The sequence below is a fragment of the Lentzea sp. JNUCC 0626 genome, assembly GCF_043632865.1.
GTDB lineage: Bacteria > Actinomycetota > Actinomycetes > Mycobacteriales > Pseudonocardiaceae > Lentzea.
Window position 1 is genome coordinate 6,916,801 of record NZ_CP171635.1, and the last position, 14,956, is coordinate 6,931,756.

At 67.9% G+C, this 14,956-nt stretch carries 18 protein-coding genes and 1 tRNA gene; 12 read left to right on the forward strand and 7 right to left on the reverse strand.

What is annotated here, in order from left to right:
* Positions 1-456: a RidA family protein gene (locus tag JNUCC0626_RS31610; RefSeq protein ID WP_394614418.1), complete on the reverse strand. Its 456-nt coding sequence runs from the start codon at positions 454-456 to the stop codon at positions 1-3.
* A complete protein-coding gene (locus tag JNUCC0626_RS31615) occupies positions 453-608 on the reverse strand; it encodes a DUF4177 domain-containing protein (protein WP_086668176.1) in 156 nt (51 codons plus the stop codon). The genes JNUCC0626_RS31610 and JNUCC0626_RS31615 overlap by 4 nt, the downstream gene beginning before the upstream one ends.
* Positions 609-677: 69 nt before the next feature.
* Between JNUCC0626_RS31615 and JNUCC0626_RS31620 the strand changes: the two genes are divergently transcribed.
* The 3 genes from JNUCC0626_RS31620 to JNUCC0626_RS31630 are packed head-to-tail and all read left to right on the forward strand — an operon-like array spanning position 678 to position 3,087.
* Positions 678-929: a hypothetical protein gene (locus JNUCC0626_RS31620; protein ID WP_394614419.1), complete on the forward strand. Its 252-nt coding sequence runs from the start codon at positions 678-680 to the stop codon at positions 927-929.
* 44 nt (positions 930-973) lie between these two features.
* Positions 974-1,966 (forward strand): ArsA-related P-loop ATPase, encoded by a 993-nt coding sequence (locus tag JNUCC0626_RS31625; RefSeq protein ID WP_394614420.1) that lies wholly within the window; start codon positions 974-976, stop codon positions 1,964-1,966.
* Positions 1,963-3,087, forward strand: a complete 1,125-nt coding sequence (locus JNUCC0626_RS31630; RefSeq protein WP_394614421.1) for an ArsA family ATPase — start codon at positions 1,963-1,965, stop codon at positions 3,085-3,087. The genes JNUCC0626_RS31625 and JNUCC0626_RS31630 overlap by 4 nt, the downstream gene beginning before the upstream one ends.
* A gap of 5 nt (positions 3,088-3,092) precedes the next feature.
* Here JNUCC0626_RS31630 and JNUCC0626_RS31635 read toward each other — a convergent pair whose 3' ends face one another.
* Entirely contained in the window at positions 3,093-3,383 is a 291-nt protein-coding gene (locus tag JNUCC0626_RS31635) for a WhiB family transcriptional regulator (protein ID WP_285635590.1), read from the reverse strand.
* A gap of 237 nt (positions 3,384-3,620) precedes the next feature.
* Between JNUCC0626_RS31635 and JNUCC0626_RS31640 the strand changes: the two genes are divergently transcribed.
* The gene (locus tag JNUCC0626_RS31640; protein WP_394614422.1) at positions 3,621-6,047 is read left to right on the forward strand and encodes a transglycosylase domain-containing protein; all 2,427 of its coding nucleotides are present in this window, start codon (positions 3,621-3,623) and stop codon (positions 6,045-6,047) included.
* On the opposite strand, the gene JNUCC0626_RS31645 is transcribed toward JNUCC0626_RS31640, so the two are convergent.
* On the reverse strand, positions 6,044-6,700 hold the full coding sequence (locus JNUCC0626_RS31645) for a GntR family transcriptional regulator (RefSeq protein WP_394614423.1): 657 nt from the start codon (positions 6,698-6,700) through the stop codon (positions 6,044-6,046). The genes JNUCC0626_RS31640 and JNUCC0626_RS31645 overlap by 4 nt on opposite strands.
* 54 nt (positions 6,701-6,754) lie before the next feature.
* Between JNUCC0626_RS31645 and JNUCC0626_RS31650 the strand changes: the two genes are divergently transcribed.
* Positions 6,755-7,471, forward strand: coding sequence for a haloacid dehalogenase type II (locus tag JNUCC0626_RS31650; protein WP_394614424.1), 717 nt, complete (start codon positions 6,755-6,757; stop codon positions 7,469-7,471).
* A gap of 45 nt (positions 7,472-7,516) precedes the next feature.
* Here the strand turns inward: JNUCC0626_RS31650 and JNUCC0626_RS31655 are convergent, their stop codons facing one another.
* The gene (locus JNUCC0626_RS31655; RefSeq protein WP_394614425.1) at positions 7,517-7,987 is read right to left on the reverse strand and encodes a GatB/YqeY domain-containing protein; all 471 of its coding nucleotides are present in this window, start codon (positions 7,985-7,987) and stop codon (positions 7,517-7,519) included.
* 68 nt (positions 7,988-8,055) lie between these two features.
* Between JNUCC0626_RS31655 and JNUCC0626_RS31660 the strand changes: the two genes are divergently transcribed.
* The 5 genes from JNUCC0626_RS31660 to JNUCC0626_RS31680 all read left to right on the forward strand — a co-directional run bounded on the left by JNUCC0626_RS31660 (position 8,056) and on the right by JNUCC0626_RS31680 (position 10,934).
* Positions 8,056-9,009 carry a metallophosphoesterase gene (locus JNUCC0626_RS31660; protein ID WP_394614426.1) on the forward strand — a complete coding sequence of 318 codons (954 nt, stop codon included), beginning with the start codon at positions 8,056-8,058 and terminating at the stop codon, positions 9,007-9,009.
* 19 nt (positions 9,010-9,028) lie between these two features.
* A tRNA-Pro gene (locus JNUCC0626_RS31665) sits at positions 9,029-9,102 on the forward strand.
* Positions 9,103-9,341: 239 nt separating this feature from the next.
* The gene (locus JNUCC0626_RS31670) at positions 9,342-10,004 is read left to right on the forward strand and encodes a hypothetical protein (protein ID WP_394614427.1); all 663 of its coding nucleotides are present in this window, start codon (positions 9,342-9,344) and stop codon (positions 10,002-10,004) included.
* 396 nt (positions 10,005-10,400) lie between these two features.
* Positions 10,401-10,628 carry a hypothetical protein gene (locus JNUCC0626_RS31675; RefSeq protein ID WP_394614428.1) on the forward strand — a complete coding sequence of 76 codons (228 nt, stop codon included), beginning with the start codon at positions 10,401-10,403 and terminating at the stop codon, positions 10,626-10,628.
* 9 nt (positions 10,629-10,637) lie between these two features.
* On the forward strand, positions 10,638-10,934 hold the full coding sequence (locus tag JNUCC0626_RS31680) for an antibiotic biosynthesis monooxygenase family protein (protein WP_394614429.1): 297 nt from the start codon (positions 10,638-10,640) through the stop codon (positions 10,932-10,934).
* Here the strand turns inward: JNUCC0626_RS31680 and JNUCC0626_RS31685 are convergent.
* The gene (locus tag JNUCC0626_RS31685) at positions 10,927-11,409 is read right to left on the reverse strand and encodes a GAF domain-containing protein (protein WP_394614430.1); all 483 of its coding nucleotides are present in this window, start codon (positions 11,407-11,409) and stop codon (positions 10,927-10,929) included. The genes JNUCC0626_RS31680 and JNUCC0626_RS31685 overlap by 8 nt on opposite strands.
* Positions 11,410-11,530: 121 nt before the next feature.
* Between JNUCC0626_RS31685 and JNUCC0626_RS31690 the strand changes: the two genes are divergently transcribed.
* The gene (locus tag JNUCC0626_RS31690) at positions 11,531-13,342 is read left to right on the forward strand and encodes a prolyl oligopeptidase family serine peptidase (RefSeq protein ID WP_394614431.1); all 1,812 of its coding nucleotides are present in this window, start codon (positions 11,531-11,533) and stop codon (positions 13,340-13,342) included.
* Between the two features lie 158 nt (positions 13,343-13,500).
* Positions 13,501-14,475, forward strand: a complete 975-nt coding sequence (locus JNUCC0626_RS31695) for a hypothetical protein (protein WP_394614432.1) — start codon at positions 13,501-13,503, stop codon at positions 14,473-14,475.
* On the opposite strand, the gene JNUCC0626_RS31700 is transcribed toward JNUCC0626_RS31695, so the two are convergent.
* Positions 14,472-14,948 (reverse strand): Dps family protein, encoded by a 477-nt coding sequence (locus JNUCC0626_RS31700; protein ID WP_394614433.1) that lies wholly within the window; start codon positions 14,946-14,948, stop codon positions 14,472-14,474. The two genes, JNUCC0626_RS31695 and JNUCC0626_RS31700, sit on opposite strands and share 4 nt — an antisense overlap.
* Positions 14,949-14,956 lie beyond the last annotated feature (8 nt).

Genomic DNA, 14,956 nt, shown 5'->3' on the forward strand with positions numbered 1-14,956 from the left:
TCACACCTCGACGATCAGTTCGATCTCCACTGGAGCGCCGATCGGCAGCTCTGCGACCCCCACGGCCGACCGGGCGTGCTTGCCCTGGTCTCCGAAGATCTCGCCGAGCAGCTCGGAGGCACCGTTGACGACGCCCGGCTGCCCTGTGAAGCCCTCGGCGGAGGCCACGAACCCGACAACTTTCACGACTCGCTTGATCGAGTCAATCCCCACGAGCGCGTGCACGGCCGCGAGGGCGTTGAGGATGCACGTCGCGGCGTACTGCTTCGCCTCCTCCGGGGACACCTCGGCGCCGACCTTGCCGGTGGCGGGCAGCTTGCCGTCGACGAACGGGAGCTGGCCGGAGGTGAACACCCACGGGCCGCTCTGGGTGGCGGGCACGTAGGCGGCGAGCGGGGCGGCGACGCCCGGCAGCTCGATGCCGAGTTCCTTCAGGCGGTTGGACCAGTCGCTCATGCCTTCACCCGCTTCAGGTACGCGACGTGCTGCTCACCGGTCGGGTTCGTCAGCACGGTGACCAGTTCCCAGCCGTCCTCGCCCCACTGGTCGAGGATCTGCTTCGTGGCGTGGATCAACAACGGCACGGTCGCGTACTCCCACTTCGTCATGCGCGGAAGCGTAACTTGCCACCCGAGCGGCGCCTGGGCGGTTGTCGTTGTTGGAGCTACCTTGATCACATGGAGACCTGGCGGATCATCGCCACCGGCCTGTTCGCGGTGGGCGGGCTGGTGATGGTGCTCGTCGCGATGGCGCAGGTGCGTGATCGCAAGCACAGTCAACGCACCCAGGTCGTCCAGGCGGGCCTCATCGGGCTCGTGGTCGTGGTGGTGATCACGGCGAGCATCGCGTTGTTCCTGCCGTCGGTGGTGGCGTGGGGGCTGGTGGCCGCAACCGTGATGGCCGTTCTCTTCCTCACCATGGCCGATTGACCGACCAGTCCACCTTCGACCGATTTCACACATAGTCTGGACGTGTGACGTCGTGGACCGAGGAGCTGACCCGAGCCCGCTTGCACGTGGTTTCCGGCAAGGGCGGCACGGGCAAGACCACGGTCGCGGCCGCGCTGGCGCTCGCGCTCGCCACCGGTGGCCGCCGGGTGCTGCTGGTCGAGGTCGAGGGCAGGCAGGGCATCGCCCAGCTCTTCGACCACGCGCCGCTGCCGTACTCGGAGGAGCGGATCGCGTCCGCGCCGGGCGGTGGTGAGGTGCACGCGCTGCACGTCGACGCCGAGGCCGCGCTGCTCGAGTACCTGGCGATGTTCTACAACCTGGGCTTCGCGGGCCGCACGCTGCGCAAGATGGGCGCGATCGAGTTCGCGACCACGCTCGCGCCCGGCCTGCGGGACGTGCTGCTGACGGGCAAGGTCAAGGAGTGCGTGAACCGGGTCGGGCCGGACGGCCGCCACCTCTACGACGCGGTCGTGCTGGACGCGCCGCCGACGGGGCGCGTGGTGAAGTTCCTGGACGTCACGAAGGCCATGGCCGATCTGGCGAAGGTCGGTCCGATCAAGGGACAGAGCGAGGGCGTCGTGCGGTTGCTCCACTCGGGTGACACGGCGGTGCACCTGGTGGCGTTGCTGGAGGAGATGCCGGTGCGCGAGACCCTCGACGCGGTCGCCGAACTGGACGGCGCCGACCTGCGGCCGGGCGCGGTGTTCGTGAACCGGGTGCAGCCGGCGCGGCTGCCCGCGCGATCGCTGCCGGTTGCCGCGCAGGGCAGGCTGGACGAGGCGCGGGTGCGGACGGGCCTCGCGGCCGCCGGGCTCGACCTCGACGAGTTCACGCTCGAAGGCCTGGTCGACGAGACCGTGGAGCACGCGATCCGGGTCCAGTCGCAGCAGGAGGCGAAGGAACTGCTGTCGCACTCGGACCTGCCGACTTTGGACCTGCCGGACCTGACCGACGGGGTGGACGTGGCCGCGCTGTACGAGCTGGCCGAGGTGCTGGTCGCGGCGGGAGTCCGATGAACAAGCTCGACTTCGACCCGTTGCTGGACGACCTGGAGACGCGCGTTCTCGTCTGCTGCGGCTCCGGCGGGGTCGGCAAGACGACGACGGCGGCGGCGCTGGCGTTGCGCGCGGCCGAACGCGGCAGGCGCGTGGTCGTGCTGACGATCGACCCGGCGCGGCGGCTCGCCCAGTCGCTCGGGCTGCGGGAGCTCGACAACCACCCGCGCGAGGTCGTCGTCGACGGCTTCGAACCCAAGGGCGAGCTGTTCGCGATGATGCTCGACATGCGTCGCACGTTCGACGACATGGTGCTCACCCACGCAGGCCGCGACCGGGCCGACCAGATCCTGTCGAACCCCTTCTACCAGACCATTTCCTCGTCGTTCTCCGGCACGCAGGAGTACATGGCGATGGAGAAGCTGGGCCAGCTGGTGGCGCAGGACGAGTGGGATCTGATCATCGTCGACACCCCGCCGTCGCGGTCGGCGCTCGACTTCCTGGACGCGCCGCAGCGGCTCTCGACCGTGCTCGACGGCAAGTTCATCCGGATGCTCTCGGCACCGGCGCGCGCGTCGGGCCGCGGGTTGTTGAAGATCGTTGGAACCGGTTTCAGCCTTTTCACGCGGGCTGTGTCGACGATCGTCGGCGGCCAACTGTTGCAGGACGCTTCAACTTTTGTTCAGGCTTTCGACAGCATGTTCGGAGGATTCCGCGAGCGCGCGCAGCGGACGTACGAACTCCTGCGTTCGCCCGGAACCGGTTTCGTGGTCGTGGCGGCGGCGGAACCGGACGCGTTGCGCGAAGCGAGCTATTTCGTGGAACGGCTCAGCGCCGAGAACATGCCGTTGTGCGGACTAGTCGCGAACCGGACGCATCCGGTGCTCGCGGCGGACCTGCCGGCGGCGAAGGCGCTGGCAGCGGCCGAGGACCTCGACCGCTCCGGTGACGCGCCGCTCGCCGCGGCAGTGCTCCGGCTGCACGCGGACCGGGTGGCAGTCGCCGATCGTGAGAAGCGACTGCTCGCCCGGTTCACGCGTGCTCACCCCGGGGTCGCGCTGGTCGGCGTGCCTGCGTTGCCCGCCGACGTGCACGATCTCGACGGCCTTCGAGAGATAGGTCGTCGACTGGCCGGGGAGTGAGTGCTCTAGCCGACTCGTGAGTCCTCGACGTGTTCCTGACGTGCGTTGTCGAGGAGCTCGTGCCATGAGTCGACGTCCGGACGGCGGCGCAGCAGAGCACGGCGTTCGCGCTCGGTCATGCCTCCCCAGACCCCGAACTCGATCTTGTTGTCGAGCGCTTCGGCCAGGCATTCCATGCGCACCGGGCAACCCAGGCACACGAGCTTCGCCTTGCGCTGCTCCGCGCCACGAACGAAGAGCTGGTCCGGCTCTTCGTCACGACACGAAGCGTTGATACGCCAATCCCCCTGGTTCATATCCCCCACTCCTCAGTGCTGTCCAAATGTGGAAATCCGCCACACCCCTGCCACGGATGCCGTAGCGTTCGAGCTACGGCTGCATTCCTTGGACGTTGACGGACTGTAGTGCCGTTCGGTTCCCTGTCCAAGCCTGGGTCACCCGACTGTTACCTGTCGTGCGTATCTCTACTCATGCTGAGTAACGACACTTACTGATCACCTTCACCCGTTCGTGTACGGCGTACGCTGAGGCGCGTGCGAGTCAGGAATGGCGTGCTCAAGATGCTCGGCCTGTGCCTGCTGGCTGGGGTTCTCCTCGCCGGCATGCTGTTCCCAGTCGTGGGCGCGACAGGCCTCGTCTCGAACCGAGCCAGCGACACCGTGGACAGCATCTCCGCCGACCTCGTGACGACGGACCCTCCGTTGATCACCACGGTCACGGACAAGGAGGGCGCGCCGATCGCCTACCTGTTCGACCAGTACCGGGTGCTCACGCCACCCGAGAAGATCTCGCCGACGATGAAGGCGGCGCTGATCTCGGTCGAGGACAGGCGGTTCTACGAGCACCAGGGCGTCGACTGGAAGGGCACGATCCGGGCGGGCCTGACGAACCAGGTCAGCGGCTCGGTCTCGCAGGGCGCCTCGACGCTCACCCAGCAGTACGTCAAGAACTACCTGGTCCACGTGGTCGCCAGGAACAACAAGCTGGAGCAGGCCAAGGCCCAGGAGCAGACCATCGCGCGCAAGATGCGCGAGGCCCGGATCTCGTTGCAGCTGGAGCGAAAGCTCGGCAAGGAGGAGATCCTCGCCCGGTACCTCAACGTCGTTCCTTTTGGTTCGACCATTTACGGCATCGCGGCGGCCGCCCAGGCTTACTTCGGCACGACTCCGGACAAGTTGACGGTTCCGCAGGCGGCGATGCTCGCGGGAATGGTGAACAGTCCGTCAGCACTCGACCCCGAAGCGTATCCGGACAAAGCTTTGGACCGGCGCAACAAAGTGATCGACAGGATGGTCGAGAACGACAAGCTGTCGCGCGACGCGGGTGAGGCGGCGAAGAAGGAAGGCCTCGGGTTGCAGAACCCGGTGCGCACGCCGCCGAACGGCTGCGTCGGCGCCGGACCGGAGAACGGGTTCTTCTGCTCGTACGTCGTGAACTACCTGCAGCGCGCGGGTTTCAGCGAGGAGCAGCTGCGCACCGGCGGCTACACCATTCAGACCACTTTGGACCGAGGCGTCACCTCGCAGGCCAAGGCGTCGGCCGAGGCGGGCGTCGGCAAGACCGTCGACGGCATCGCGAACACGATGGCGGTCGTCAAGCCCGGCAAGGAACGCCACGAGGTGCTCGCGCTGGTGGCGAACCGCGACTACGGCCTGAAGTCGGATCTCCGCCAGACGACGTACGACCTGCCGAGCGGTGTCGAGAACAAGTTCGGCGCCGGCTCCATCTACAAGGTGTTCACGGCCGCGGCGGCGCTGGAGAAGGGCCTCGGCATCGAGAACGTCATCCCGACGCCGACCTCGCACGTCTCGCGCGTGTTCAAGGGTGGCGCCCAGCGCTGCCCGAGCACCGGTGAGCCCGGCACCCGCTGGTACTGCCTGTCGAACTTCGACTCCAGCTACCCGTCCTCCATGTCGTTGCAGCAGGCGCTCGCGACGTCGCCGAACACCGGCTTCGTGATCCTGGAAGAGCAGACCGGCATGGACGCGGTCGTCGACATGGCGTCGCGACTCGGCATGCGCGAGACGATGGCGACGAACCTGCAGGGCACGCGGCCGGACCCGAAGGCCAAGGACAAGCAGAACCGCATCTCACAGACCGAGTTCTACAAGCAGAACGGCGGCAACGCGTCGTTCACGCTCTCGCCCGCGCCGGTGTCCACGCTGGAACTCGCGAACGTCGCGGCGACCATCGTGAGCGGCGGCAAGTGGTGCCCGCCGACGCCGATCGCGAAGGTGCTGGACCGCAACGGCAAGGCCGTGCAGGTCAACGAGGCGCCGTGCGAGCAGGTCGTCGCCGAGGGCCTCGCGAACGGCCTCGCGGTCGGCATGAGCAAGGACGACGTCGGCAACGGCACCGCGGCCCAGGCGGCCCGCAACGCCAAGTGGACCCGCCCGATGATCGCGAAGACGGGCACCACCGAGGAGTACAAGTCGGCGGCGTTCATCGGCGCGACCCCGGACTTCGCGGGCGCCGTGCAGACGTTCAACGACGGCACCTCGCCGCGGCCGATCTGCCTGGGCGCGCAGCCCCGGTTGTGCGGCAACGGCAACATCTTCGGCGGCACGATCCCGGCCAAGACGTGGTTCGAGACGATGACGAAGGTGCACGGCGGGATCGCCGTCGCGCCGTTGCCGCAGGTGGAGCAGCGGTACCTGAAGGGCGGCCGGGAGATCCAGGTGCCGGACGTGGTGGGCAAGCAGATCAACGACGCCACCCGGATCCTGGAGCAGGCCGGCTACAAGACGAGCCAGCAGTCGGTGAACTCGGAGCAGCCGAAGGGCACCGTCGTGAGCCAGACGCCGCGCGGCAACGCGTTGCGCGGCACGGTGATCACGCTGTCGGTGAGCTCGGGGTACGTGCCGCCGCCGGTGGCCTCGGAGCCGCCGGCCCCGCCGTCGAATCCCGGTAACCCGAACGAACCGCCACCGATCACGCTGCCGACCGAACCAGGTCGTTAGCTTTCTTCGAGCATGGCCTTGAGGCGCTGGACGCTCGTGTCGATGTGAGCACGGACCTCGGCGACCGCCCTGTCGCGGTCGCCGAGGCGGATCGGGTCGAGGATGGCCCGGTGCTCCGCGATGACCTGGTCCGGCGTCTCTTCTTTTGCCAGGACCGTGAGGTAGAAGCGCAGTTCCTGGGTGAGTCCCGCGAAGAACTCGTCGAGCCGTGAGCTGTCGAGCAGCTCGACGATCCGCTGGTGGAACGCCAGGTCGCGGTCGACGATGGCGTTGCGGTCGTTGCTGGTGGCCGCTTCTTCGAGTTGGGCGAACGCCTCGGTCAGCGCTTGCAGCTGTTCCGGGCTCGGGGTGCGGGCGAGCGCGGCGGTCTCCAGGCGTTCGCGGGCGGTGTAGAGGGCGTCGATCTTCTCGTTGGTCGGGGCGATGACGACGGCGCCGCGGTTGACCTCGTAGCGGACCAGGCCGGTGAGCTCCAGGATGCGGACGGCCTCGCGGATGGTGTTGCGGGCGACCCCGAGTTCGGCGGCGATCGCGCTCTCCCTGAGCCTGTCACCAGGGCCGAAGGCGCCGGCCATGATCCGTTCGGAGAGACCGTCGGCGAGCTGCTGGGCCGTGGTGGTGCGCCGGACTTCGAGGCCTTCCAGAGCGGACATGGTGGCGAGTTTAACCGCTTGCCCTACAGTTGAACTGTACTACAGTTTGCCGTCATGGACCTGACGACGTTCAAGGCTTTGAGCTTCGACTGCTACGGCACGCTCATCGACTGGGAGAGCGGGATCGCCGCGGTGCTCTCGCCGTGGGCGCGGTCGGCCGGGCTCGCCGTGTCGGACGAGGAGCTGCTCCTGGAGTACGGCCGCGCCGAGTCCGCGATGCAGGCTTCGACTCCCGGCGCGCTGTACCCGGAGGTGCTGGCGGCCGCGTTCCGGCGCACGGGTGAGGCGTTGGGCGCCGACGTGAGCGACGAGTGGGCGGCGCGGCTCGGTGCGTCCGTGCCGGACTGGCCGGCGTTCCCGGACTCCGCGGAGGCGTTGGCGCGCTTGGCTTCCCGCTATCAGCTGATCATTCTGTCCAACGTGCACCGCGCCGGGTTCGCGGGCAGCAACCGGCAGTTGCACGGGGAGTTCGCGGCGATCGTCACCGCCGAGGACGTCGGCGCCTACAAGCCCGCCGAGAACCACTTCCGGGCGTTGGACACGACTTTGGAGTCGTTGGGGGTAGCTCGGTCGGAACTGCTGCACGTGGCGCAGAGCCTGTTCCACGACCACGTTCCGGCTAAGCGGGAGGGCCTGCGGTCGGTGTGGATCAACCGGCGGCACGACCGGCCGGGCTGGGGTGCGACGCCGGAGCCGTCCGGGGAGTTCTCCTACGACCTGGAGTTCGGCTCGATGGGCGAGTTCGCGGACGCCGTCGACAAGGCGTTCTGACTAGTGGTGCCGCAGCGGTTTCGGTGCCGCTGCGGCACTGCGCGATCAGCTGGTCAGCTTGGCCTTCACCGCGGCGGCCACCCGGCCACCGTCGGCGCGCCCGGCGACCTCGGCGTTGACGGCCTTCATGACCTGGCCCATCTGCTTCTGCCCCGGCGCCTCGCCGAGCTGCGCGGCCACGGCGTCGAACGCCTTGTCCACAATGGACTTGAGCTCCGCCTCGTCGAGCTGCTTCGGCAGGTAGACCTCCAGCACGGCGAGCTCCTGGCGTTCCAGCTCGGCCTTCTCGGCCCGGCCGGCACCGTCGAAGGCCTCAGCGGCCTCCTTGCGCTTCTTCGCCTCGCGCGAGAGGACCTTCACGACCTCCGCGTCACTGAGCTCACGGGCCTCCTTGCCGGAGACCTCCTCGTTCGTGACGGCCGTCAGCGCCATCCGCAGCGCGCCGGCCGTGACCGACTCCCGCGCCTTCATCGCAGCGGTCAGGTCGTTCTTCAGCCGCGTCTTCAACTCCGCCATGAGGCAGAACGGTACCGCCCGCCGGATGCCGCGCCGATCGAGTTAACGCCCTTCCGTACCCTTGACACGTGAACAAGCTGGGCCGCGCCCTCCTCGCCACGACCGCTCTCGGTGCCGCAACCGTCGCCTACGCGGCGGGAATCGAGAGAAGGCACTGGACCCTGCGCACAGCCACCGTGCCGGTCCTGTCCCCCGGAGCCAAGCCGATCCGGGTGCTGCACATCTCAGACCTGCACATGACCCCGAACCAGGTCTCGAAGCAGCGCTGGGTGGCCGCCCTGGCCGACCTGAACCCGGACTTCGTGGTCAACACGGGCGACAACCTGGCCCACAAGGACGCCGTACCGGGCACACTGCGCGCGTTGGGGCCTCTCCTCGACAAGCCGGGCGTCTTCGTCTTCGGCAGCAACGACTACTACGCCCCGAGGCTCAAGAACCCGGCCCGCTACCTCCTGCCGTCCGCCAAGACGAAGCGCATCCACGGCGTGACCCTCCCGTGGCGCGACCTGCGCGCCGGCATGATCGAACGGGGCTGGGAAGACCTCACGCACGTCCGCAAGACCATCACGGTCGCGGGCCAGCCGATCTTCTGCGCCGGCCTCGACGACCCGCACCTGAAGCGCGACCGCTACGCCGACATCGCGGGAGCCCCGGACCCCACGGCCGCTCTTCGCCTCGGCGTCACGCACTCCCCCGAACCGCGCGTGCTCGACCCGTTCGCGGCCGACGGCTACGACTTCGTGATGGCCGGCCACACCCACGGCGGCCAGTTGCGGATCCCGTTCTACGGCGCCGTTGTGACGAACTGCGAACTGGACCGAGGCCGCGCGCGTGGCGTTTCCCGTTGGGGCTCGCACATGTGGATGAACGTGTCGGCCGGCATGGGCACTTCGCCTTACGCCCCGGTGCGCTTCTGCTGCCCTCCGGAGGCGTCGCTGCTGACCCTCGTTCCGAGGCCCGTTACGCCTGGTCAGGGGCGAAATGAGGGGGTCCGATTCGGAGCTGGAGCGGACATGATGTAGAGTTCTACATGTTCCCAGCCGGGGTGTGGCGCAGCTTGGTAGCGCGCTTCGTTCGGGACGAAGAGGTCGCAGGTTCAAATCCTGTCACCCCGACTAAATAAAACAAATCAGCTCCTGTTCGCAGAAATGCGGACAGGAGCTGATTTGTTTTCTGCGTTTCCTGGGAAAGTCCGGCAGTTGTGTTGCGTTCGCCGAAGCCTCACGAACGAGTTGGCTACCGTGCGCCGACGAGTGACAGACGCAGCGTGATGGCCAGCGGCGCGGTGAGTACCCCGACACTCCTCAACTGAGACCTGTCATTCCGGCAGACCTCAGATTCGAGGAGGACAGACATGCGCGCCACCGCCATTCTGCGAGCCGGACTCGTCGGCGCACTACTGGTGGCCGGCGGGACCTTCGTCGGCACCGGGACGGCCCACGCGGTCAACCCGCCCGGCGTGGCGTCGCTGGGCAGCGCCGAGTTCACCAAGGGCAACGCCGAGCCCATCTCCATCCCCTCGATCGCCGACTGCTCGGTCGACGGACCGACCACCAACTCGTCGGAGGTGACCGCGCGAACCGGAATCGCGTTCGGCAGCGGCACGACGACGTGCGAGACCACCACGATCGACGCCGAAAAGGGCATCACCACGACCAAGTCGACGGCCGAGGGGAAGAACTTCGAGCTCTCCGCCCTCGTCAGCGCCAGGGGCCCGCGGATCAGGATCGGCAGTTACACCGTCACCTGCAGCGCGACGCAGACACTGACCGAAGCGTCGTGGAGCTACGAGGACGCGAGTGGCCTCGGAACTCTGCCCTCGCCGATGCCCGAGCGCTACGTCAAGCCCATCACCAAGACCGACGGCACGCTGCTCGCCGAGGCGATCTTCAACTTGCGACACCTGCCCGGCGACGGCAGCGTCGGCCTCACCATGCTGCAGATCAAGTTCGCTCCGCCGTCGGGCATCACGGGCGATGTGTTCGTCGGCCGCGCCGCCTGCTCGCCGACGCCGTAGGCCGGCCTACCCGCGTCAGGTCGCCGGTGAACAACACCTGCGGCCTGTCCACCTGACCGCGAATTTCCCGGTCCGCAAGTTGCATCTGGCAGTTCGATCAGAATTCACGCCTGGACACAGAGTCGAAGGTCCTTTCTGGTCACGGAAAAAGGACATCGGGGTTCCCGATAAGCCACCCGATCGTGTGATGCGGCTCGACACCGGCAGCCGTAGACGCCACCGTACTTCTATGACAGTGCGCCACCGTTCCGGACCAAATAATACGGAACGACCACGTAGCGTTAACCCTTATGAGTGAAGGTTGACGGTTCCACTTACGTTGCGTAACAGCCAACTTGATCCAAACGACGTAGGCAGTGGTTCAAGCCTCGTTGAATAAATCGGGAGATGTTTGTGATGGACTCCGCCTCCGCAGCCAATCCCTCTCACAGGTCGTGGATCGTCATCGCGGCCAAGGCAATTGTGGTGTTGCAGTCCCTGGGGATCGTTTACATGCTGACTTCGGCTTGGGTCACCCTCGCGGTGGCCGGTGGTTTCATGGTGGTCTTCTTCGCGGTCCGGGCGCTGTCGCGGGCCTCGCGGACGGTCGACCGGATCTTCGAGGAAGAGCTCGGCCGGTCGTAGGCTGAGGGTGTGCTGACTCGCGTGTCCGAAGCCCTGGTGAAGCCGGGGCGGGAGCAGGAGTTCGTCGCTCGGGTGCGGGACCTGGTCCTCACGTTTCCCGAGACCTACGACGGGCTGGTGGGGCACGAGGTGCTCGTGGACCTCGACGACCCGCTGGTCGTGCGGTACGTGAGCCGGTGGCGGGACGAACAGGCCCTCGAGAACTACGCAGGGCCTGGGTGGCGCACCGACGCGGTGACCTTTCCCGACGAGGCCGAGTACCTCCAGCAACCGTTGGTGCTGAGGCACTTCCGGCACGTCAGCTGAGGAAGCCCCGCGCGGGCAGGCCCTCCGGGAAGCGTTCCAGGGCGTCGCCGGCGGCACCGGCCAGTGACTCGATCGTCTCGATCTCGGCCTCGGTCGCGGCGTGCGGGACGGCCCAGTAGCAGCCGATGGCGCCGATCGGTTCCGGGCGCAGGATCGGGGCCATCAGCAGGCTCCGCACAAATGTGGGTCGATACGCTTCCTGAGGAATCCTCGAATCGAAGCGAATGTCCCTGATCGCCACGGTCTGGCGATTTATCATCGCCCACCCGCTGATGCAGTTGACGGCGGGGAAGCGCTGCCCCTTCCACAGCGGGCTCATCGAGTCCTCGTCGGCGTAATAACAGAGGTCGCCGTCGAGCAGCACGAGCGTCGCACCGTGCGCTACCAGCGCGGATCTGGCCGTCGTGCGGACGACCCGCTGCACTTCCTCCAACGTGGCCGCCTCGGCGAGGCGTTCCGTCGTCGTTTCGGACATGCTTCAACGTTAACGCGCACGGGTCCGCGCACCTAGATTTCCTGGCTCGATCAACCGATCAGCGGCGCGCGCTCGGGCGGTGGCTCTTCGACAAAGCGGCCGCTGACTCTAGTGTTGGAGCGTGACCACGCATCCTTCTCCCGCCATTCCGGACCAGCTGTTCGAAGATCCCGCCGCCGAGACCCGGTGGCGCGAGCGGTTCACGGCTCCCCGCATGAGCCTGCCCGGCTGGGCCGACGACGCACCGGACCGCACCCTGTACGTCTCCAACGCGAGCGGCGTGTGGGAGATCTACTCCTGGGACCGCGCGACGGACGAGCACCGCAAGGTCACCGACCGCCCGAACGGCACGTCGCACGCCACGCTCAACCCCGACGGCACCGAGATCTGGTGGTTCGACGACCACGACGGTGACGAGTTCGGCGTCTGGGTCCGCGAGCCGTTCCAGGCCGACGGCAGCAAGGCCGAACCCGCGGTCGCCGACGTGACCCCCGGCTACCCGGCGGGTCTGGAGATCGGTCGAACCGTCACGGCCGTGGCCGCCTCCACCGACGACGGCACCACCGTCTGGCTGCACCGCAACGGCCAGAGCGAGGTCATCTACCAGCACGTCAACGACGCCGGCGTCACGGCGCTCGCCAAGGACGAGTCGATCGTCGTGATCGCGCACTCCGAGCACGGCGACAACCGGCACATGGCGTTGCGCGCTTTGAACGCCGAGACGGGCGAGACCGTCGGCGAGAAGTGGGACGGCAAGGGCAAGGGCCTCGACGCCATCTCGTTCAGCCCGGTCCGCGGCGACCAGCGACTGCTCGTCCTGCACGAACGCCGCGGCCGCGAAGAGCTGCTGATCTGGGACGTCGCCGCCGGCACCGAGACCGAGATCGTCGTCGACCTCCCGGGCGAGGTGGCAGCCGACTGGTACCCGGACGCGTCCGCGTTGCTGATCGTGCACACCCACCACGCCCGCAACACCGTGCACCGCTACGACCTCACCACCGGCGAACTGTCCACTCTGGACACCGCACCGGGCGTGATCGGCTCCGCGGGCGTCCGTCCGGACGGCACGATCGAGTACTCCTGGTCGTCCGCCGAGAAGTCGACGGTGATCCGCGCGCTCACCACCGACGGCACCGAGAGCGTCCTGGTCGAGCCCGTCGGCGCCGTCCCGGCGACGTCGTTCCCGTTGGAGGACGTGTTCGTCGGCGACGTGCACGCCCTGGTCTCGAAGCCTTCCAGCGAGGGCCCGTTCCCGACCGTCTTCCTGATCCACGGCGGCCCGCACTCCTCCGACGAGGACCGCTTCTCCGCGTACCGCGCCGTCTGGCTGGACGCGGGCTTCGCGACCGTGCACGTCAACTACCGCGGTTCCAGCGGCTACGGCTCGAAGTGGCGCGACGCCATCGAGGGCAGGCCGGGCATCACGGAGCTGGAGGACATCGCGGCCGTCCAGGACTGGGCGATCGAGTCGGGCCTCACCGACCCCCAGCGCTCGGTGCTGAACGGCGCCTCGTGGGGCGGCTACCTGACCCTGCTCGGCATCGGCACCCAGCCGGAACGCTGGGCCGTCGGCGTCGCCGGTGTCCCCGTTGCCGACTACTTCGCCGCGTACGAGGACGAGATGGAACCGCTGCGCGCCTTCGACCGCGCGCTGTTCGGCGGCTCGCCCGAGGAGCTGCCGGAGCTGTACGAGGAGTGCTCGCCGCTCACGTACGTCGACCAGGTGACCGCGCCGGTGCTGATCCTCGCGGGCGAGAACGACCCGCGCTGCCCGATCCGGCAGATCGACAACTACCTGGACGCGCTCGCCGCCCGCGACCACACGTACGAGATGTACCGCTACGACGCCGGGCACGGGTCGCTGGTGGTCGCGGAGACCATGCGGCAGACGGCGGCCGAAGTGGACTTCGCACGGAGGCACCTGGCGAAGTAACCTGGTGACGGCGCTGCCGAGCGCCTCACCTCCTGATCGGTCACCCACGCTGGCCGGCGTCGCGGAGGCAAAGGGGACCTCTGTCCTCCCGGCGCCGGTCAGTCGTGTGCGGAGAACACACAGCCCGGACGAGCTGAGCAGGGCGTGGGGTACGGCTCGTGCGCGTCCGCGAGAGGCACGTCATGACCGAGCAGAAGTCGTTCAAGCGCCTGGTTCGCGCCCGGATGGAGCGCACCGGCGAGTCGTACAGCACGGCGCGGAGGCACGTTCTCAAGGATGCGCGGCCCGTTGGTCGGATGCACGACTCGTGGTTGTTGCGGGAGGTGCTCGACGGCGAGTGGTCCGAGGCGATGCTCGCGGGGCTCGCCGGCGGGATCGGGTTCATGTACTTCGTGTTCGAGTACAAGGGGCACACGCCCACGATGACGATCGTGGCGCGGCATCACCCCGCGCCGTTCATCCCCACCGCGCTCAAGCACGCCGGGATCGCGCACGAAGTCACGTCCACGACGTCTACGCGCAAGGCCGAGGCCGGGCTGAGGGGCGCCGACGGGCCGGTGATCTGCTTGCTGGGCAAGGAGAAGCACCCGGTTGCCGTGCTCGGGGTCGACGGTGGCGAGGTCACCGTGCTCGACCGGGGGACGCACGTTCGGCCGCTCGCGGACTTCCTCGCGGGTTGGGGTGCCGGTAAGCACGAGATGATCAGCATCGGCGAGCGGACGGGTGAGCCGGACGTTGCCGGAGCGGTCGCGATGACGTGCGAGCACCTCACGGGGGCGGTGCTGGGCAACAACTTCGACGTCAACTTCGGGTTCAGCGGCATGCGGAAGCTCGCCGAGCAGTTGCGGGACAAGGGGAAGAAGGGGTGGGCCCAGCGGTGGGCCGGCGATCCTGACTTCGTGTTCAAGCGGCTGCACGACTGCCTGGAGGTCGAGTACACCGCGGCCAACGCCTCGAGGCCGTTGTACGCCGACTTCCTGGACGAGGCGGGACTGCCCGGCGGGCAGGAGTTTCGCGCGTCAGGGGCCCTGTGGGGCGAGATCGCTCGGGGTGGCGACTACGACGAACTGGCCCGGAAAGTGGACGAGGCCCGTTCCGTCGAGGAACGGGCCATCCGTCTGCTGATGTCCTAGGCCGACTGGGCCTGCCACATCCAGTGCGCCTGCTCGAGGTCCTGCGTGATGCCGATCAGCAGGTCCTGGGTGACGAGGTCGGGCTTGTCGGTCTCGTCGATGCGGGCTCGCATGCGGGAGATCAGTGACGCCAGTGAAGCCGTGATGGCGGCGACGACCTGGTCCTCCTTCAGCCAGCCGGACTCGATCTCGGGCACGCCGGACGACTCGGCGATGGTCTTCGCCTTGCCGTTCGGCGTGACGCCGAGGGCTGCCGCCCGCTCCGCCACCTGGTCGGCGGCGTTGCGGGCGAGCACCACGAGTTCGTCCAGCTGGAGGTGGACGCTGCGGAAGTTCTTGCCGATCACGTTCCAGTGCGCCTGCTTCCCGATCAGGGACAGGTCGACCAGGTCCACGAGAGTCGCCTGCAGCACGGCTCCGACCGCGTCGCGGTCAGCGTCGGGCAGCGGGCTGGTGATCGGGTTCTTGGCCATGGTGAAAC